Consider the following 19014-nt stretch of genomic DNA (forward strand, 5'->3'; position numbering starts at 1 on the left):
TTGGATATAAACTTGCTCCAATTCTAACTTCTCGGGTTTATTTTTTAATAAATATCGAACTAATAATATACATGCAATAGTTACTATGCCAAATAGAATCCATTCAAATGGGAAATTCGTAATCATTTCTTCCTTTATAGGTTCTCTTAGCTTGTTTTCGCTTTGCTCCCCAACCTGTAAGCGTTCGCTCTCTTCTATTTCTTTAATCTGTAATCCACCTATGAAATTTTCTAGATATTCTATTAGAGGTCTAAATGGTATTATTAAAATACTAAAAATAAATACTAACAGGATATCTATCCCTTTTCTAATGATCGGGGCAATAAAATAAATACAAACAGATAGACCAGCTAAACAAACGATACTAACTAGATAGAAAACAAAAATTTTTGCTTTCGAAATGGAATTAGACTTGTCTGTATTCACTAAGATAGAGAATACTCTTATGCCCATGAACAGTGCTATTCCGGTTAAAAATACAGTATAAAGAAGATACTGATAGTTTTCATGCCCCAAAATAAAACTAACAAAATGGACTAAGAGAAAAGTTGCAAAAAATATAAGCATAAAGCTGCTATCTAAATGGTACCCATTTTGAGATGTATTAAATCTTGCGTGAAGTCTCCATATTGAAATCAATACTCCTATCAAAAATAACCAAAAAGGAGATCCGAAAAGGAAAAGCAACAACAAGATCAATGAAGGGAGAATAAAAGGTACAACCATATTTGGACCCGTTTTTCTAAACACTAATAGGGAAACGACTGAAATGATTACTTGTAGACCAATCCAAATAATAGGTAACGATATAGCCGTTTGATTTTGAATCAATACAAAAATCAAAGCAACGATCCATATATCTCTCAAATAGTTTCCAAACGACTGAACTTGAATATTGATCATTCGGGTAGACTTATACATGAGAAGCCTCCCTTTGAATTATATCCGTTACGTACAAAACGTTTGACCGTTGTTCCCATTGACTTAAAAATGGTAAAAACTGTTCTAGATTATGTGTCATAATATAAACAGCAACTGGAAGTTCTTCCTTCATATTTATGTACGCAATCATCTTATCAAATGGAACTAGACTGTCGCTCCAAGATAATACGGATAGTAGTTCTAAAGCTCGTATCCTATGCGTATCCCCACTTCCTATTGGTAAATATACAAAAGGGAATTTCCCATATGTTCGTATATTTATTGCAAAAGAGAAAGGTATATCTTCTTTATAACAAGCGTCTATATAGGAAGCTAACCACTCAATTTTTTCTTCAAAATCTGCCACTACCCCATGCTTGTTCTTTATATTTAAGACAAAAAGGATAGATACATTCGCTACCTTAGTAAATACTTTCGTTTGTAATTCTTGCATTTTAGCACTAGCTTTCCAATGTATATGATGAAATTGGTCTCCAGGTTCATATTGTCTTGTTCCAACTGGAAAATAAGGATCATCATATAAAGAAGAATTCAATTGTAAGTGACCTTGTTTTACATTAGATGGATGTAGCTTCTCATTGATGGGATATATTTTGGGGAATACAATTGCATCTATTAATATAAATGGCTTAAAATCAAGCAAAACTGATCCGTCGATTAAAGGATGTGGAACTTGAATTTCGATTTGGTTTATCCTAGCAAGCCCTCTATGGTCACCTGTTATGGGTATTTTTATCGTTACTCGCTTGTTAAAACCTATAGAGAAAGGAGCTTTCACTTCGTGTAAACCTGCAATAGTTCTATTGGTGATACCATATGGGGTTATAGAATCTTGAAAAGATATTAATAGAGTTCCGTTCCAAATTGGTAACCCTTTGTTTTGAAAAGTTAATACCAGATTAGAAGTCGATCCTATTAATAAACGAACTCTCTTTTTTTCATTAATTAGAATTAATTTCTCTCCGACCTTTTTAAAATAAATCATTTGCAAAAAAACTATAAATAGCATTAAAGTTAAAACAACTAATAATAGATATTGTTTGAGGAGAAGAGTGATTATACATATAACGATGAGAAAATCTAAGAATAATTTTGTATTTCTCATACCAAAATCTTGACGTATCCAATTCATCGAGAAATAGCCTCAACCGGAACTTCAATTTCACTGACTAGTTCTCTCATTATGTCTGCTAGATTATGAATTAGCATTCCTTGAGGAGAAAGTTTCATGCGATGAAGGCAGACGGGGTCAATCACTTTTTTTACATCATCTGGAGTAACATACATTCTACCTTTAATATAAGCATGAGCTTTAGCTGCTTGAAGTAATGCAAGAGAAGCACGACTACTTAACCCTAATTCAATAAATTGGTGATTTCTAGTACAATTTACAATTTGGACTATGTAAGTCATGATGTCGTCATGCACAGCTACTTCCTTTGCTTGCTCAGCCCATAGTTCAATTTGTTCTAATGTCACTACTTTTTTTGATCTTACTTCCCCTGGTAAACGTCCAAATGTTTGTAATATAACTTTTTCTTGTTCCATAGATGGATAGTCAATCGTTAGTTTAAATAGAAAACGATCTAATTGTGCAGCAGGAAGTGGAAAAGTACCCTGCTGAGACTCTACTGGATTTTGAGTTGCGATAACCATAAAAGGGGATAACAAATTAATTGTTTCTCCATCAATTGTTACTTGTTTCTCTTCCATGGCCTCCAGTAAACTTGATTGAGTTCTCGGTGTCGCACGGTTTATCTCGTCTGCGAGTAGGATATTACTCATCACGGGTCCTATTCTTAGAATAAATTCTTGCTTTTGAGGATGAAAAAAACTAATTCCAGTTATATCTGAAGGTAATACATCTGGTGTAAACTGTATTCTTTTAAATTCTCCATGAATAGCTTCGGCAAAAGACTTAGCCATCATAGTTTTTCCAGAACCTGGTACACTTTCTAAAAGCACATGCCCCCCACATAGTAATCCCATCAGCATCAATTCAATTTCTCTTTCCCGTCCAATTATAGATTGGTTTAGTTCCTTTTGTAGTACTAAGATACTATTCATGAACAATTTCTCCCTTAAATATCTAATCTATTTTTTATATTGTATATTTTGGCTTTCTTCATATTGAAATATATTTAATAGCAAATCAAGCTCTTTACTTAATCGAATAGTATCTTGATCTTGCATTCCCTTTTCTATAGCTGTTTGGATCATCTTTTCCCTTGTAAATTCCACTTGTTTCAAAATAGATTCTACCATTTAGAACAACCCCTTTTACAAAATATATATTTTCATTTCAATATACCTTTTGCTTTAAGTGTTTAAACAAAAACATTTCGACAATTCACGACAATCAACTTCTTGGTGTTAGTAAATACGTATAAATGACATGACCACCTTGTTTAGCTTTTCCTGAAAAATGTTTAAAATCTTCTCTTTTTAATAATACTTCTCGAAATGGAAGAAATTCCTCTTTTGTTATTTCTAATGTATTTATAGTACCATTTTTTAGCATATTTAGCTTCTCTTCAAAAGATTCCATATAGCTCGTTCCTTTCTTTTTATTAATCGATGTATATTTTGCCGCTTTCGGATTAAAATACTTTACGAATACCTTTTTTTAGGGCAAACTGTAATGTATTAAGTTCTAAAAGGGGAGGGACAATCTGTGAAAGTTGCAGAAGTTGGTAATATAATAGAATTTAGAGATGGTCTCCAAGGTATTGTTGAAAAAGTCAATGAGAACTCTGTAATCGTTGATTTAACATATATGGAGAACTTTAATGAACTTGAAATGGAAGAAAAAACCGTAGTCAACCACAAGCGTTATAAAATATTATATAGTAATGAAGACTAAACGTCATGCCGTTCCTCGATTAGAAGAACGGTATTTTAAATAATTTTTAGGATGTGCTTTTATTGAACAGAAAAATACCCTTATTGGGTTTAATCATAACCTTACTTTTAGCTTATACCTTTACATGGATCACATTTTCTAATGAAAAGGTATTTTGGTACTTTTACACTTTTACGGTCCTTTTTCTCATGTCGATTGCATTTTTTTACGCTAAGATAGATGATAAGATCAAAACAATTGAATATATTCTTTATGGTGTAGGATTTGGATTTTTGATGTATGCCATAATTGCAGGAGGATATAAATTACTTGAGTGGATTCCAGGTATATCGACCACAAGTGTCAACCAATTTTTTGGTAACTTTGCGCCTACTTCCATTTGGCATTTTCTATTGCTTTTGTTCATTATAGCACCTGGTGAAGAATTTTTTTGGAGAGGGTATATACAGCAACAATTGAAGCGGTGGATGACTCCTTCAAAAGCTATTATTGCTAGTTCAGTACTATCTAGCCTTTCTTTTATATTTAGCGGTTTTTGGCTAGGCATGTTAGGCGCTTTCATTTGTGGACTCATTCTGGGAATTTTATATGAATGGAAAAAAAGTATGCCTCTTATTATTTTAGCCCATATCATTTTGTTAGTCTTGTTATTTTTAGTGTTCCCTATTGTCTGAAACAATTATTAATCAGTTACGTCTAATAATATGTATAAATAAAGAAGTATAACTTATTTTTTTAAAGGAGCTGGAAAATCATGAAAAAGTTTTATTCTTTATTGTCTGTTATGCTACTTACAGTTTTAATTTCTGCTTGTGGTACAACAACTAATGAATCTGAAAACACTAACGATCTACCTACTACTGAAGCAACTGAAAATGGACAATCACAAAATAATTCAACTAGTTCCAATGAGCCGCAACAAGTACTTGAAGGTACTACTACAGAAAGCGAAAGCCAAAACTACTCCATCACAGTTGTAGAAGGTTTTGAACTGACTGGAGAAGAACCGAACAAGGATTTACTTTTCAATAAAGAAAATGATTTACAGTCGATGAGAATTGAAACCTTTAATAAGGAAGAAGTCAATTTAGAAGAAACTACAAACAATTTAATGGAAACACTAAAGGCTTCCAATGAGGAAGGAACATTAGAAGAAATTACAGATGAAAATCAACTGCCTGCTAGTGATACTATTCAGCAAGCTAAAGGGTTCCAAATAGATACTCCAGATGGAAAAGTTACGGGATATACTTTTGAAACAGACGGATTGATAGTAAAACTTACTATATTTGATACAGCTGATACTCCTGCATTAGAAACTTTCATACAAATGGCAGGAACAATAAAAAGTAAATAAAAAAAAGCTTCTGATTAGTAGTTAATCAGAAGCTTTTTTTATTAATACGACAAATTTTTAATGGATAAACCAAGTTTTTTTACAAGGTCGATAACTTCTAGTTTTTCTTCCTCTGAAAGAGCTCCCATTAATTCAACCAGTTGTTTCTCGTGTCTTGGGAAAAGTTCGTCCATGAATGCATTTCCTTCATTTGTAATTTCTGCAAAAGTCACTCGACGATCAGAATCACAAGAAACACGACTAATATAACCTCTTTTTTCTAACTTGTCTACTACATATGTAATAGAGCCACTTGCCAAAAGGATTTTGTTCCCAATTTGCTGAAGTGGTTGTCTCCCCTTATGATATAAGAGTTCCAATACTGCAAATTCAGTCGGGTTTAAACCATTTTCTTGAAAGAAATGATTCGTACTTTCATGAATTACTTTATGAGCACGTGACAACACAATAAATAACTTTAATGCACTGTTCGATTGTTCATTTGTCATTCTCGTCATCCTCACCTAAATAAAATACACTAAACACTATTATATAGGTCAGGTGATTAGATTGTCAAAATATGTTTGTTCTCATTATGAAGAGGAAGCAGAAATGTAAAAGTAGTTCCTTTTCCTACTGTACTACTTACTTCAATATTTCCTCCATGTTCACCAATTACTTTGTTAATATGTGCCAACCCTAAACCTGTCCCATAAGTTTTAGTTGTATAAAAAGGATCAAAAATCTTTTCTAGAACTTTTTCTTCTATACCATGTCCTTGATCTTCAATGGAAACACACACATAGGGTTTATCACCCATGTCCGAAATATTTATATATATATTTCCTCCATTTGACATTGCCTCTATTGCATTTTTTATCGTATTTATAAATACTTGTTTTAATAAATTTCGATCACCTAATATTTTTCGAGTATGGTCAATCTCAAAATTGATAGTAGCATTTATGTTTTGCATCAATGCTTGAGGAGCCATAAAATTAACTACTTCAAGAATTAGATTCTTTATCTCAAAGTTTGTAAATATAGGAGTAGTAGGCTTAGAAACTTCTAAGAATTCCGTTAAAATCTCTTCCATTCTATTAATTTCATCATTAATAACGGATAAATACCTTTTTCCATCATCATTTGCAGTAGAATACAATAATTGGGTAAATCCTTTTAATGACGTCATTGGATTGCGTATTTCATGTGCAATACTTGCTGCCAATTGCCCCAGAGTGCTAAGAGATTCTGTGTGGTCTAATCTCTTTTTCATTTTCATTTTTTCGGATTCATCATTAACTTCCGTTAAGTAAAGGTCTGCATCCTTTTGTTTTGAAACTCTAATTCTTATATATTTTAATTCACCCCTGAAGGTTTGTATTTCACAAAAAAACTCCGCCTGCCCTTTATGGTGAAGTTCTTGTATAAACTCTTTTTTATTTTCAAGGTTAGCTTTTAGCATTTTCAAAATATGAAATGCATTCATCCCACTTAACTCATTTCTATCGGTTTGTAGAATATTCTCTACTTTTGAATTTACTTCTAGAATTATTCCTTCTTGATTAATGAAAATAAGCCCTCCAGAATAAAGCTGAAAAACATGTTCAAATCTTTGCTTATATTTAGCTTCAACTACCACAAACGTCACCCATCCTCTCCTAACGATTAAAAAATCATCCCAAAAAGGGGTATTTACAGTATGTAAAAAAGAAGCATTTAAAATATTTGTTAATTCTGATTATTCCACAAATTTTTTTATAATGAAATGATTCCTTTTACCTATATTGTCGACAACAACAATCATTGTTGTTACAATAGAAATAAGTAAAAAGGAGTTATTAACAATGAATATAATCTTAACAACACTAAATGCAAAATACATTCATACTAATTTGGCACTTCGCTGCTTAAAATCCTATGCAGAACCAGAATATTCCCCCCTTATCACTGAATACACCATTAAAGACCCCACATTTAACATTGTCGCGGATTTATATCAGAAAAAACCCGATATTGTAGGTTTTAGCTGCTATATTTGGAATATCGAAGAAACGTTAAAAGTTATTAAAATTCTCAAGACTGTGGATCCAAAAATTACTATTGTTTTAGGTGGTCCGGAAGTTTCTTACGACACAAATATTTGGTTACGACAAGTAAAAGAAATAGATTATATTGTCGTTGGTGAAGGAGAAATTTCTTTTAAGGAACTGTTAAATTTCCTACACGGTAAACAGTCTCTTGAAAACATACCTGGTGTAGCATATGTACAAGACGACAAATTTATTCTAAATCCGCTACCAAAAAAATTAGATTTAAGAGAATCTCCTTCACCATTTCGCTTTGAAGAAGATTTACCCACTCTGTCTAAGCGAATAGTTTATATTGAAACAAGTCGTGGTTGTCCTTTCTCGTGTCAATTTTGTTTATCTTCAATTGAGGTAGGTGTTAGATACTTCAATAGAGATAAAGTGAAGGAAGATATTCGCTTTTTAATGGCAAATGGAGCGAAAACAATAAAGTTTGTGGATCGAACTTTTAATATAAGTAGAAGCTACGCAATGGAAATGTTCCAATTTTTAATAGATGAACATTTACCTGGAGTAGTCTTTCAGTTTGAAATAACTGCTGATATTATGAGGCCAGAAGTAATTCAATTTTTAAATGATAATGCACCAGCAGGGCTTTTCCGATTTGAAATTGGCGTCCAATCAACAAATGATTTAACGAACGAACTTGTCAAACGTAGACAAAACTTTGAGAAGTTAAAACGTACAGTTACAATGGTTAAGAGTGGAGGCAAAATTGATCAGCATTTGGATCTAATTGCCGGTCTGCCAGAAGAAGATTATGATTCCTTTAGAAATACTTTCAATGAAGTATTTGAAATGCGCCCAGAGGAATTACAGTTAGGATTTTTAAAGTTGCTACGTGGGACTGGATTACGTGTGGAAGCAAAAAAATACGGTTATGTTTATGTAGATCAAGCGCCGTATGAAATCTTTTCTAATAATGTGTTAACTTTTGACGATATCCTTCGCATAAAACAAGTGGAAGATGTTTTAGAGAAATATTGGAATGCGCATAGGATGGATCGAACACTTGAATACTTGTTCGATCAAATTTTTGATACTCCATTTGATTTCTTCCAACAATTTGGTACCTTTTGGGAGGAAAGAAATTGGTCGAAAATTGGTCATCAATTAGAGGATTTATTCATTAGATTGAATACCTTTTTAATGGGAATTGAAAACTTATCCTTACCAGTTGTTCAAAGTGTTATGAAACTAGATTATTTATCTAAACAAAAATTCCAACCACGCAAACCTTGGTGGTCAAACGACATTGCTAAAGAAGAACAATCCTATCTATATAAACAACTTCTGTTAAATCCATCTATTGCAGGGGATGAATTTGCATCACTTCAGATGAACGAACGTGAATTATATAAACAAACTTTTATAACACCAATCTCTATTTGTGTTGACTCATATTTGCAGGGAATAATAAAAGAAAGAGAAGGATACTTACTTACTACTTTTGGAAAAGGTCCAACCCCACATTTCTTTTTTATCGAACAAAAACAACAAAGCCAATTAATCCTTTAACGGATTAATTGGCTTTTCTATTATCCGATAATCACTCGCTCTTTCGGGTAATGATATTTACTTTTATTACTCTTTCCACCTAATGTATATAAAAATGAGATCAGACCAACTCGTCCAATAAACATTAATATCATAATTGTTACCTTCCCAATAATTGATAGATCTCCAGTAATACCAAGCGACATTCCACAAGTACCGAAAGCAGAGGTTATTTCAAATAGTAAAGATGTAATTGGAATATCCGGTTCAGTTATAGAAAGTAGAATAGTTGCGGCAAACACCATACCTAGAGCTAAAATTATTACTGCATATGCTCGAAAAATATCAATTAAATGAATTTCACGATGAAAAATTTGAATATTGTCTTTACCTCTTGAAAAATTGATTAAAAATAATAGTGCAATGGCAAAAGTTGTCGTACGTATCCCGCCACCTACTGAGCTTGGGGATGCACCAATGAACATCAAAACACTAATTAAAAAATTTGTACCTTCTTGGAATAATGTAATATCTACTGTTGTTAAACCTGCTGAACGAGATGAAACAGAATGGAAGAAAGCTGTAAAAAACTTTTCATGCCAAGCCATTCCTTGCATTGAATTAAACATTTCAAGTAAAAGAATCATTAGTGTACCAAACATCAGAAGAATTGCATATGTGATTGTTGTCAGCTTTGTAAATAATGAAAAACGAAAATTTTTATTTTTGTTTGAAAGAAATTCTTTTACTTCAATTAAAACTGGGAACCCAATTGCTCCAAAAACAATTAACATGCTAGTAATTATTTGAACAAAATAATCATGATGATACGGTATTAAAGATTCACCTGTTATATCGAACCCTGCATTGGTTGTGGCCGAAACAGACGTAAAGATCCCATGTACCATCGCTTCCTTGAATGTATCATAATATTGTGTGAAATATAAAGTTAATATAACTGCTCCTATAAGTTGAATTAACAATAAAATTTTAACAATTTCTTTTATTAAGTTCACTACACCTGATAATTTAGGCTGATTATGATCAACCATTATTAACTGTCTTTCGCGAAGCCCAATTTTTTTTCCCGAAACTAACCAAATAAATGTCCCTAACGACATAATTCCAATTCCACCTAATTGGAGAATCAGTAATAACATAAAGTATCCAAATACACTATATGTTTCAAGAATATTAATCGCTGTTAAACCAGTGACACTAACTGCACTTACTGCGGTAAATAAACTATCAATAAAATCCACATGAACCCCTGGCCTATGAACACCTGGTAAATTTAGAAGAATTACTGATACAGCAATAGCAATAAAATAATACGTTACGATTACTTGAGCTGGAGTAAATTTAAACTTTTGTTTAACTTGAAATGTTCTCATAAATAGTTTCCTTTCAATAAGCACATGCCTGTTTTCTCATTGTAAGAAAAAAAAGCATAAAAAGATAGCACTAACCACTATCTTTTCATACTTTTACAATTTATTACTACGCATTTTCTTTTTTGTTTTTAACTACTCCGAATATATATCCTAATAGAGCTATACCCAGCAAGACTGTCCAGAAAGTAATTTCCCATGGTGCAGAGTGTGGGAAATCATGAGGTAGAATTCCAACTTTGTCATGAGACATTGTCAATACTGCTAATTTTACCCCTACCCAACCAACGATTAAAAATGCTGCTGTTTCAAGTGAAGGGTACTTTTCAAGTAATTGAACAAATTTGTGCGCTGCAAATCGCATAATGATTAGACCAATGACACCACCTGCGAACATAACGGAGAATTGACCAGCATTTATACCACCTATATCAAAGTCGCCTACGTACGGTAAAGTAACTGCAATTGCTACTGCTGCAAGCATAGAGTCTATTGCAAAAGCAATATCTGCAAGCTCAACTTTTAATACTGTCATCCAAAATCCAGAACCTTTTTTTGGTTCCATTCCTTCTACATCGATATGTGGACCTGGTTTTTTGCGTTGATCATAAATATGTTTTATCGAAATGAATAGTAAGTAAGCTGCTCCTATTGCTTGAACTTGCCAAATATTCACTAAGAATGTAATCATGAATAATGCTAAAAATCTAAAGACAAAAGCACCTAATAACCCGTAAAATAACGCTTTTTTCTGTTGTTCTTTTGGTAAGTGTTTTACCATTACAGCCATCACGACTGCATTATCAGCTGCAAGTAAACCTTCTAGACCTACTAAAACTAGCAAGACCCATGCATACTCTAAAAAAACTGTTTCCATAAATATCCTCCTTTTTTGCAAATAAAAAGACCCATGCCTATTAAAAGGCAAAGGTCTTGCTAAGCAATTTTAAAAATTACTATCATAACCGATGGCTTACGCCATGTAATGACGATTATGAAATAGGTTTCCCTATAGCTACTCCCCTTTGACATATGTCAAAAGTATATCCATTTATGTTATTCATTATAACGATTACAAATTAATTTGTAAAGGTAAATCTACTTTATTTGAATGTGATACAATTTGTCGTCTTTATGTCCGTTATAAAATCCAATCATAGATGGGATAGATTCGATAAAATCTGGGCATGTAATGTTTCCTTTTTTTAATATACTATCAGCTACAGTAGTATCAAAGGAAGCATCCCATGTTAAATAATCTAATGTTTCCTTTTCTACTTGTAATAGCTTTCTAACTAGATATAAAGAAACAGATGCTTTTGCAAGAAATAATGGTATTCTCCCTTTTGGATATTTCCCTGTTATTTCTTTTACAAATGCACGATACACTTCTTCAACTGGATATGGTTTTGGATCAGTCAAATGCAATGTTTTTGAAAGGGCATCCTCACTAAAACAGCTATATATGGAAGCTTTTGTTATATAATCACTAGGTACAACATTAATAAAAGAATTTGACTTTCCTAAGTAAGGTAACACGGGCAACCATTTTAGATTAGTAATCATATTAATAAAGAAATATGGCCCATCAAATTTAATTGTTTCCCCCGTCACAGAATTGCCCCTTACAATTCCAGGTCTGATTATAGTGACAGGAACGGACTCTTTTAGTTGTTCTACTAGCAATTCCGCCTCATATTTTGTTTCTTCATAATAATTTTTAAAACCATCTGGTCTAATAAGCTCTGTTTCTAATAGTTTCCCTTCTCTTTTACCTGCAACATAGGCTGTACTAAAGTATATATATCTCTTTAGATTAGGAAATTGCACAACTACTTTATTAAACATGTCTGTTCCATGAACATTCACTTTCCAAGCGATATCTTTTGGAACTGCTAAATCATAAATTGCTGCTAAATGCCATATATACTCTACTTTTTCTCGTAGCATGTTTAATGTTTCATTTTTCAATCCGGCATTAGGTTCTGTAATATCTCCTTCCACAATAATGATCTGTTGATTTGGTATTTCATCTTTATAGATTTCTGCTATCATTTCTTTCGCTTTATCTACTTGAACTGGAAGAACGAGTACGTAAATAGATGAAAAAGCTTTTTGAAGGCGAAGCTCTTTTATAATATTTTTAGCTAAAAAACCAGGAAAACCGGTTATTAGTGCGTTCGACATATAGACCCACCCCTTGTATAAATATTAAAAAATGAGCCATCGAGAAGACCCTTCGTTTCTTAGAGAAGACACGAACACGGATGTGCGCTAGCCATACGCTACGCATGAGCCTCTGCAGGATGAGTCGCTCCTTTGCCGCCTCCCTCATCCTTTACGGGGTCTCATTCTTCGCGCTTCTGCGGCGTGTAAGGCGCACATCCTGGAATCATCGGATGAACTAAAAACAATTTAATGAAAGTTAAGCCTACATCCTGTTTTCAAGATTATTGATTAACATTTCATTTGAGTACTTTATTCCTTATCAAGCAGAATACACTGGCATTCGCCCTTGTCAGCCGCATGACGTGCAGTATGAGACAGCGAAGTTTACTTTGCGGTCAGCGCGAATGTCTATAGTTAGAGATGTATCCTTCCGAGACTATGCATAAGTAGTACTTTAATTTGGCCTAATCTTGAGTTGTCGCACGTTTTCTTGTTTCTTTATCAAACAAACTATAAATTACCGGAACAACATATAAAGTTAAAAAAGTAGAACTAATTAATCCTCCAATTACTGTAATGCCCATTGGTTGATTGATTTCTGTTCCTTCCCCAATACCTAGCGCAAGTGGTACTAACCCTAAGATGGTCGTTAACGCAGTCATGAGAATAGGTCTTACACGATCTCGTACCGAGGTTGTTATAGCTTCGTATGATGCCATCCCCTCTGCTTTTCGCTGATTAATATATTCTACTAATACAATTCCGTTATTAACTACAATTCCTACTAAGATAAGAATCCCTATTACTGCTGAAATACTTATTGGTGTGTTTGTTGTAAATAATCCAAAGAATATTCCAATGACAATTAGGGGTACTGTAAACATAATAACAAATGGATACTTGTATGATTCAAACTGGGCAGCCATTACAATGAATACTAAAACAACTGCCAATAAAACCGCCAAGATCATATCGTTTGTTGCATTATCTAATAATTCCCGATCTCCACCAAATGAAATAGAAACATTGTTTGGCAATTGTGCTCTTTCAATTGCAGCATCTACTGAATCAGACATTTCCCCTAATGAAATATTAGAATCATATTTAACAGTAAATGCAACTGCCCCCGCTTGATTCACTCTTCGGATTGTTAAAGGTCCCTCTGCAACCTCTATATGTGCTACATCCTGTAAGGAAATATATAGACCAGATGGTGTTCTAAGTTTTAATTGCTTTAGTTGGTCTACGCTATTTCGATAATCTTCATCATAATTAACATATACACCATACACCTCTTCTTGCTCTAAAATAATCTGTGTTGCTATAACTCCTCTTGTTATATTATTGACGGTTTGGGCTATTTGAGCTGGAGCAAGGCCATATTCAGTAGCTGCATCTCTCTTCACCGTCATTTGGACTTCATCAATTGTCTCCGTTAAATCATTTCTTATTTTTGTTATTCCATTTATCTTTTCTATTTCTTTTGTCACTTTATTTACCGCATTATTTAACTGTTCTTTATTTGCTGAAGTTATTGTAAAAGATAGTGAGTTTGGTGCTGATCCAGCAGCCGTTTGTAGATTAAAGTTTACTTCTACATTTTCTCCAACTGCTTCTATCACCTTAGGTTGAACTTCATCTACAAAAGTAAAAATGGAACGCTCTCTTTGATCTAATGGTATTAGCTTAACGGATATTTCCGCCAAATTAGATCGGGAAGTCCCTCTTGACTGTCCCTCTTGATTGCCGCCTACAAAGCTTACATATACTTCTACATCTTTTTCCTTTTGTAATTGTTCCTCAATTTTTTTTACTACTTCGTCTGTTGCAGCTATTGAAGAACCATTTTCTAACCTAACGGCTATCGTAACAAACCCTTCATCTGTTGCAGGTAAAAATTCTGTTCCCGTTCGGAATAAACCAACAGTTGATATTACTAACAAGATTACCGTAATGGAAAGAATAATCGCTCGATGAGACAATGCCCATCCTACAGAACGCTCAAAGTTGTTGTATGCTTTCGACCGTCTTCTTTTTGCCTCCAGATTTCCCTTTGGCTTCTTCAGCATTCTACTTGCCATCATGGGAATAACTGTTATCGCAACTACTAAGGAAGCAAATAAACTAAAGGATATAGTGAGTGCAAACTCTGTAAAAATTTGACCTATTAATCCAGAAAGAAAGACAACAGGCACAAACACGGCGACAGTTGTTAGTGTGGAAGCAGTAATTGCTCCTATGACTTCTTTTGTTCCAACATAAGTGGCTTCCTTAGGATCTTTACCTAACCCTAAATGCCTTTCAATATTCTCTATTACTACAATGGAATTATCGACGAGCATACCAATACCAAGCGCTAACGCACCTAGCGTCATAATGTTTAAGGAGAAGCCTGCAAAATACATTAAAACAAATGTCACTATGACAGAATAAGGAATTGCAACACCGACAATAATTGGACTTCTTATACCTTTTAAGAAGACAAATAATATTAACATTGCGAGAATACCGCCACTTATAAGCGTGGTGCCAATATTATCGATTGCAACCTGTATGTAATCTCCTTGGTCGAATAATAGATTTGCTTTAACTCCGTTAAATTCTTTTTTCGATAGCTGCTCCTCTAATGCTTGCTGAAAAGCTTTGGATACATTAGCCGTATTTGCACTTGATTCTTGGAAAACAGATAGTAAAACTGCTGGTTCATTATTCGCTCTTGTTTCAGTGTTTAAATCCTGTTCGGTCAACTCTACAGTAGCAACATCTGCAATAGTTACTTTTTTCCCATCAAGTGGATTAACTGTAATCACTAAATTTTTGATATCGTCTATACTCGTTAATGTACTAACTATTCTAGTTGTAAGTGTTTTTTTATCATTTGTTTCCACTGGATTTCCAGGAAAAGAAATATTATTTGCTTGTATAAGTTGAACAATATCGTTTTGTGTTAGTCCTTTTTCTTCTAATGCAATTGGATTTAATAATATTTGTACTTCTTCCACGAGTGAGCCAGATATATTAACATTAGCTACTCCATCAGTACTGATCAATTCTTTTTCTAATTTTTCTGCGATTAAGCGAATATCGCCGTCAGCATTTGTCCCACTTAGTGACAACTGAATGATCGGAAATTGTGCAGGGTCAAACTTTAAAAACTGTGGTTTTAATGCGCCTTCCGGCATGGTAGTTAAATCAATACGTTGCAAAATATCTAATTCAATATCATCCATATCCGTAGACCATTCAAACTCTAATAAGATGAAATTTGCGCCTTCTTGAGATGTGCTCTTTACTGACTTGATTCCGGGTAAAGTACTTAACGAGTCCTCTAATGGTTTCGTAATCTTTTCATTTACTTCTACCGAGCTTGCCCCTGGATAACTTGTTACTACTACAGCAACTGGAGGATTTAAGTCGGGAATTAAAGTTACTGGAATTTTAAAGAATGAAACTCCTCCAAGTATAATAATAAGAAACATGATAACTGTGGTAAATACTGGTCTTTTTATGGAGAAATCACTTATTTTCATTTTTTAGGGACCACCTTCTATTTTGCTAATACTATCATATGCCCTACAAAGGCAGAGTTCAAATTTATAATAAACAAAATCTTTACGGAAAATGCGTTTGTTGTCTAGTTTTGGAATATGGAGGGAGGGTTGTGCGATTTAGAATATATATATTGCTTTTCAATGAAATTATATCGTGATTATACAAGTTACCGTGGTATATTTTCTTGAAGGATTATTCGTGACTTCCGTCGCTTTCCTGCGATTATTCGAGATATAACTTTTAGAGAATAGTAGAGAATAGATTCTTTCATATCCATCAAAAAAAGAGGTCACTTTAGTTAAAAAGTGCCTCCCTCTACGATATTAAAGAAGATTATACAATTTAATATGTTCGTATTTATCTTGGAACCATCTAGTAGCGAACTCATTTTCAAATAAGAAAACATAGTTGTCATAGCGATCTCTCACAAGCATACTTCTTGGACCTGTCATGGATTCTTTCACTTCTTCTTCATTTTCAATCCAACGTGCTACTTTAGATCCAATTGGTTCCATACGAACTTCCACATTGTATTCATTTCTCATACGGTGCTCAAACACTTCAAATTGGAGCTGTCCAACTGCTCCTAAAATGACTTCTTCTGTATGAAGCGTTTTATAGTATTGAATTGCTCCCTCTTGTACAAGTTGGAGGATTCCTTTATGAAAATGCTTGGATTTCAACACGTTTTTAGCTGTTACTTTTACAAATAGTTCCGGGGTAAATTGAGGAAGTTTTTCATAATTAAATCCTTTTTTTCCTCCGACTACTGTATCACCTATTTGATAGTTTCCTACATCGTAAAGTCCAATAATATCACCAGCTACTGCTGTTTCAACAGTTTCCCGGTCATCAGCTAAAAATTGTGTGGACTGCGTCACTTTGAAGTTTTTACCAGTACGAGCTAGTGTTACATTCATACCTCTCTCAAACTTTCCAGATACGATTCGAACGAATGCGATACGATCTCGGTGAGCAGGATTCATATTAGCTTGAATTTTAAAGATGAAACCAGAGAAATCTTCGTTAATAGGATTAACTTCTTCCCCGTTATCCGTTTTACGCGGCTGTGGAGTAGGGGCAAATTGTAAGTAAGTCTCTAAAAATGTTTGTACACCAAAATTGGTTAATGCACTACCGAAGAATACAGGAGTTAAATCTCCTGAAAGGACTTTTTCTTTGTCGAAGTCATTTCCTGCTTCATCTAACAACATGATGTCTTCCATTGCCTGTGTATAATAAGAAGTTTGTTTCATCGAATGATCAACAGCAAGCTCCCCATCGTCATCTAATGGAAGGTATCGTTGGTCATCTTCCACCCGGAATTGTTCAATGCGTTTGTTATATCGATCGTAAATTCCTAAAAATTCTTTTCCCATGCCTATCGGCCAGTTCATTGCGTAAGATTGGATTCCTAAAACTTCCTCTAATTCTTCCATAAGCTCTAGAGGCTCTTTCCCTTGTCGGTCAAGCTTATTTATAAAAGTGAAAATCGGAATTCCTCTCATTCGACAAACTTTAAATAGTTTTAAAGTTTGTGCTTCAATCCCTTTTGCTGCATCGACAATCATAACCGCACTGTCAACAGCCATTAGCGTTCGATACGTATCTTCACTGAAATCCTGATGTCCTGGTGTATCGAGAATATTAATACGACAATTATTAAAGTCAAATTGCATGACAGAAGATGTAACTGAAATACCACGTTGTTTTTCGATTTCCATCCAGTCAGATGTTGCAAATTTTCCAGATTTCTTCCCTTTTACAGTTCCCGCGTCACGTATAGCTCCACCGAAATATAAAAGCTTTTCGGTAATAGTCGTTTTACCAGCATCCGGATGGGAAATAATCGCAAAGGTTCTTCGTTTTAATATTTCATCTTTTAATTGTAAGTCCATATATTTTGTATCTCCTTCTTATTTACTTTTTTATCATATGGATTTGAGCGTGAAAATACAAGTAAAAAAGAACCAGTCAACGGTTTTTCTGCATATTTTATCGCAGAATTAGTTGCTGATTCTAATCATTTTAAGAAACAGGTATTTAATTTATCTCTAAATAATTCTTACAATAGTTTTGAGTTTACATATGCAAATAAAAGTTTAGCAGTTTGTTCTAATGATTCCACATGCGTACGCTCATAGGCATGTGATGCCTCAATACCTGGTCCGAATAATGCATGCTTTACGTCAAATCCAGCTCGGATGGCAGCAGAAGCATCAGAGCCATAGTGTGGATAAATATCTAATTTATAATCAATATTTTCATGTTTAGCTAGATCTACTAGTTGTCTCGTTAACTCATAATGGTATGGACCAGAAGAGTCTTTCGCACAAATAGAAACAGTATATTCATCTGAAGCTTGCCCATCACCTATTGCTCCCATGTCAACTGCAATATATTCAGTTACTTGTTCTGGTATATTCGAGTTTCCTCCATAACCAATTTCCTCATTATTTGAGATATAAAAGTGAGTAGTGTTAGGGAGTGTCACTTTATTTTCTTGAATGTATTTAATCAATTGAAGTAACAACGCTGTGCTCGCTTTATCATCTAAATGGCGTGATTTTATAAACCCGGATTCTGTTTCTTCAAAACGAGGATCAAAAGAAACAAAATCACCAACTTCAATACCTAACTTACGTGTTTCTTTCGCATTTGTCACTTTTTCATCTACACGAACTTCTATATTATTTTCATCTCGTGGTAATCCACTAGCATTCTTATATACATGAACAGTAGTTTGGTGCATAAGAATCGTTCCACGTATTCTTTTACCATCCGCAGTATGAATTGTACAATACTCTCCTTCTACAGCATTCCAATTGAAGCCACCTACCATTGTAAGTTTTAATCTTCCACTCGACTTAACTTCTTTCACCATAGCTCCAAGTGTATCGGTGTGCGCAGTAAGCAAACGATGCTTGTAGTCATCTTCTCCAGTTATAGTAGCAATTAAAGCACCTTTATTTGTTCGTTGGTAAGTAACTTGTAAATCCGCTAATATTTTCTCCATAAAATCCATTATCTCTTTTGTATAACCGGATGGACTTGGTATTTCGACTAATTGCTTTAACAATGCAATAGTTTCTTCTTTCTCAAATAAAAATGACATATATATCCTCCTTATTCACTCATTTATTTTAACAAAATTAATTATTTTCTTACACGACC

General features: G+C 33.8%; 16 protein-coding genes and 1 riboswitch. Of the genes, 4 read left to right on the forward strand and 12 right to left on the reverse strand.

Annotation, left to right across the window (positions count from 1 at the left end; translation table 11 throughout):
- Positions 1 to 913: 913 nt before the first annotated feature.
- The 4 genes from AN959_RS00775 to AN959_RS00785 all read right to left on the reverse strand — a co-directional run bounded on the left by AN959_RS00775 (position 914) and on the right by AN959_RS00785 (position 3490).
- The gene (locus AN959_RS00775; protein WP_056827490.1) at positions 914 to 2074 is read right to left on the reverse strand and encodes a DUF58 domain-containing protein; all 1161 of its coding nucleotides are present in this window, start codon (positions 2072 to 2074) and stop codon (positions 914 to 916) included.
- On the reverse strand, positions 2071 to 3009 hold the full coding sequence (locus AN959_RS00780) for a MoxR family ATPase (RefSeq protein ID WP_056827492.1): 939 nt from the start codon (positions 3007 to 3009) through the stop codon (positions 2071 to 2073). The genes AN959_RS00775 and AN959_RS00780 overlap by 4 nt, the downstream gene beginning before the upstream one ends.
- Positions 3010 to 3036: 27 nt before the next feature.
- Positions 3037 to 3207, reverse strand: coding sequence for an aspartyl-phosphate phosphatase Spo0E family protein (locus tag AN959_RS20505; RefSeq protein ID WP_082460677.1), 171 nt, complete (start codon positions 3205 to 3207; stop codon positions 3037 to 3039).
- 94 nt (positions 3208 to 3301) lie between these two features.
- Complete coding sequence (locus AN959_RS00785) at positions 3302 to 3490, reverse strand: hypothetical protein (protein WP_056827494.1); 189 nt, start codon at positions 3488 to 3490, stop codon at positions 3302 to 3304.
- Positions 3491 to 3616: 126 nt separating this feature from the next.
- On the opposite strand from AN959_RS00785, the gene AN959_RS00790 reads away from it, so the two are divergent.
- The 3 genes from AN959_RS00790 (at position 3617) to AN959_RS00800 (ending at position 5162) form a co-directional block, all read left to right on the forward strand.
- The gene (locus AN959_RS00790) at positions 3617 to 3805 is read left to right on the forward strand and encodes a DUF2187 family protein (protein WP_053590192.1); all 189 of its coding nucleotides are present in this window, start codon (positions 3617 to 3619) and stop codon (positions 3803 to 3805) included.
- Between the two features lie 62 nt (positions 3806 to 3867).
- Positions 3868 to 4479 carry a CPBP family intramembrane glutamic endopeptidase gene (locus AN959_RS00795; protein ID WP_082460679.1) on the forward strand — a complete coding sequence of 204 codons (612 nt, stop codon included), beginning with the start codon at positions 3868 to 3870 and terminating at the stop codon, positions 4477 to 4479.
- An 80-nt stretch (positions 4480 to 4559) separates the two neighbouring features.
- On the forward strand, positions 4560 to 5162 hold the full coding sequence (locus AN959_RS00800; protein ID WP_056827496.1) for a hypothetical protein: 603 nt from the start codon (positions 4560 to 4562) through the stop codon (positions 5160 to 5162).
- Between the two features lie 41 nt (positions 5163 to 5203).
- Here AN959_RS00800 and AN959_RS00805 read toward each other — a convergent pair whose 3' ends face one another.
- Together AN959_RS00805 and AN959_RS00810 are read right to left on the reverse strand one after the other, a co-directional pair.
- Positions 5204 to 5650: a MarR family winged helix-turn-helix transcriptional regulator gene (locus tag AN959_RS00805; protein ID WP_056827499.1), complete on the reverse strand. Its 447-nt coding sequence runs from the start codon at positions 5648 to 5650 to the stop codon at positions 5204 to 5206.
- Positions 5651 to 5706: 56 nt separating this feature from the next.
- Positions 5707 to 6792, reverse strand: coding sequence for an ATP-binding protein (locus AN959_RS00810; RefSeq protein ID WP_056827500.1), 1086 nt, complete (start codon positions 6790 to 6792; stop codon positions 5707 to 5709).
- Between the two features lie 196 nt (positions 6793 to 6988).
- On the opposite strand from AN959_RS00810, the gene AN959_RS00815 reads away from it, so the two are divergent.
- Positions 6989 to 8749, forward strand: coding sequence for a B12-binding domain-containing radical SAM protein (locus AN959_RS00815; protein ID WP_056827502.1), 1761 nt, complete (start codon positions 6989 to 6991; stop codon positions 8747 to 8749).
- A gap of 20 nt (positions 8750 to 8769) precedes the next feature.
- Here AN959_RS00815 and AN959_RS00820 read toward each other — a convergent pair whose 3' ends face one another.
- The 6 genes from AN959_RS00820 to AN959_RS00845 all read right to left on the reverse strand — a co-directional run bounded on the left by AN959_RS00820 (position 8770) and on the right by AN959_RS00845 (position 18955).
- Positions 8770 to 10122: a TrkH family potassium uptake protein gene (locus AN959_RS00820; protein WP_056827504.1), complete on the reverse strand. Its 1353-nt coding sequence runs from the start codon at positions 10120 to 10122 to the stop codon at positions 8770 to 8772.
- A 106-nt stretch (positions 10123 to 10228) separates the two neighbouring features.
- Positions 10229 to 10996, reverse strand: a complete 768-nt coding sequence (locus AN959_RS00825) for a TerC family protein (RefSeq protein WP_056827506.1) — start codon at positions 10994 to 10996, stop codon at positions 10229 to 10231.
- Between the two features lies 1 nt (position 10997).
- A riboswitch (yybP-ykoY riboswitch) is annotated at positions 10998 to 11155 on the reverse strand.
- A 62-nt stretch (positions 11156 to 11217) separates the two neighbouring features.
- Positions 11218 to 12306: an SDR family oxidoreductase gene (locus AN959_RS00830; protein WP_056827508.1), complete on the reverse strand. Its 1089-nt coding sequence runs from the start codon at positions 12304 to 12306 to the stop codon at positions 11218 to 11220.
- 446 nt (positions 12307 to 12752) lie between these two features.
- Complete coding sequence (locus AN959_RS00835; protein WP_056827510.1) at positions 12753 to 15818, reverse strand: efflux RND transporter permease subunit; 3066 nt, start codon at positions 15816 to 15818, stop codon at positions 12753 to 12755.
- 345 nt (positions 15819 to 16163) lie between these two features.
- The gene (locus AN959_RS00840) at positions 16164 to 17738 is read right to left on the reverse strand and encodes a peptide chain release factor 3 (RefSeq protein ID WP_053590203.1); all 1575 of its coding nucleotides are present in this window, start codon (positions 17736 to 17738) and stop codon (positions 16164 to 16166) included.
- A 167-nt stretch (positions 17739 to 17905) separates the two neighbouring features.
- Positions 17906 to 18955: a M42 family metallopeptidase gene (locus tag AN959_RS00845; RefSeq protein ID WP_056827512.1), complete on the reverse strand. Its 1050-nt coding sequence runs from the start codon at positions 18953 to 18955 to the stop codon at positions 17906 to 17908.
- Between the last annotated feature and the right edge of the window lie 59 nt (positions 18956 to 19014).

Origin of the sequence: Psychrobacillus sp. FJAT-21963 (genome assembly GCF_001420585.1) — a bacterium.
Taxonomy (GTDB): domain Bacteria; phylum Bacillota; class Bacilli; order Bacillales_A; family Planococcaceae; genus Psychrobacillus.

What these genes read in the sequence shown, in the direction of transcription:
- AN959_RS00840 (WP_053590203.1), bottom strand. Translation starts at nt 17,738, where the DNA reads ATGGACTTACAATTAAAAGATGAAATATTAAAACGAAGAACCTTTGCG.
- AN959_RS00785 (WP_056827494.1), bottom strand. Translation starts at nt 3,490, where the DNA reads ATGGAATCTTTTGAAGAGAAGCTAAATATGCTAAAAAATGGTACTATA.
- AN959_RS00845 (WP_056827512.1), bottom strand. Translation starts at nt 18,955, where the DNA reads ATGTCATTTTTATTTGAGAAAGAAGAAACTATTGCATTGTTAAAGCAA.
- AN959_RS00820 (WP_056827504.1), bottom strand. Translation starts at nt 10,122, where the DNA reads ATGAGAACATTTCAAGTTAAACAAAAGTTTAAATTTACTCCAGCTCAA.
- AN959_RS00835 (WP_056827510.1), bottom strand. Translation starts at nt 15,818, where the DNA reads ATGAAAATAAGTGATTTCTCCATAAAAAGACCAGTATTTACCACAGTT.
- AN959_RS00780 (WP_056827492.1), bottom strand. Translation starts at nt 3,009, where the DNA reads ATGAATAGTATCTTAGTACTACAAAAGGAACTAAACCAATCTATAATT.
- AN959_RS00830 (WP_056827508.1), bottom strand. Translation starts at nt 12,306, where the DNA reads ATGTCGAACGCACTAATAACCGGTTTTCCTGGTTTTTTAGCTAAAAAT.
- AN959_RS00825 (WP_056827506.1), bottom strand. Translation starts at nt 10,996, where the DNA reads ATGGAAACAGTTTTTTTAGAGTATGCATGGGTCTTGCTAGTTTTAGTA.
- AN959_RS00800 (WP_056827496.1), top strand. Translation starts at nt 4,560, where the DNA reads ATGAAAAAGTTTTATTCTTTATTGTCTGTTATGCTACTTACAGTTTTA.
- AN959_RS00775 (WP_056827490.1), bottom strand. Translation starts at nt 2,074, where the DNA reads ATGAATTGGATACGTCAAGATTTTGGTATGAGAAATACAAAATTATTC.
- AN959_RS20505 (WP_082460677.1), bottom strand. Translation starts at nt 3,207, where the DNA reads ATGGTAGAATCTATTTTGAAACAAGTGGAATTTACAAGGGAAAAGATG.
- AN959_RS00805 (WP_056827499.1), bottom strand. Translation starts at nt 5,650, where the DNA reads ATGACAAATGAACAATCGAACAGTGCATTAAAGTTATTTATTGTGTTG.
- AN959_RS00815 (WP_056827502.1), top strand. Translation starts at nt 6,989, where the DNA reads ATGAATATAATCTTAACAACACTAAATGCAAAATACATTCATACTAAT.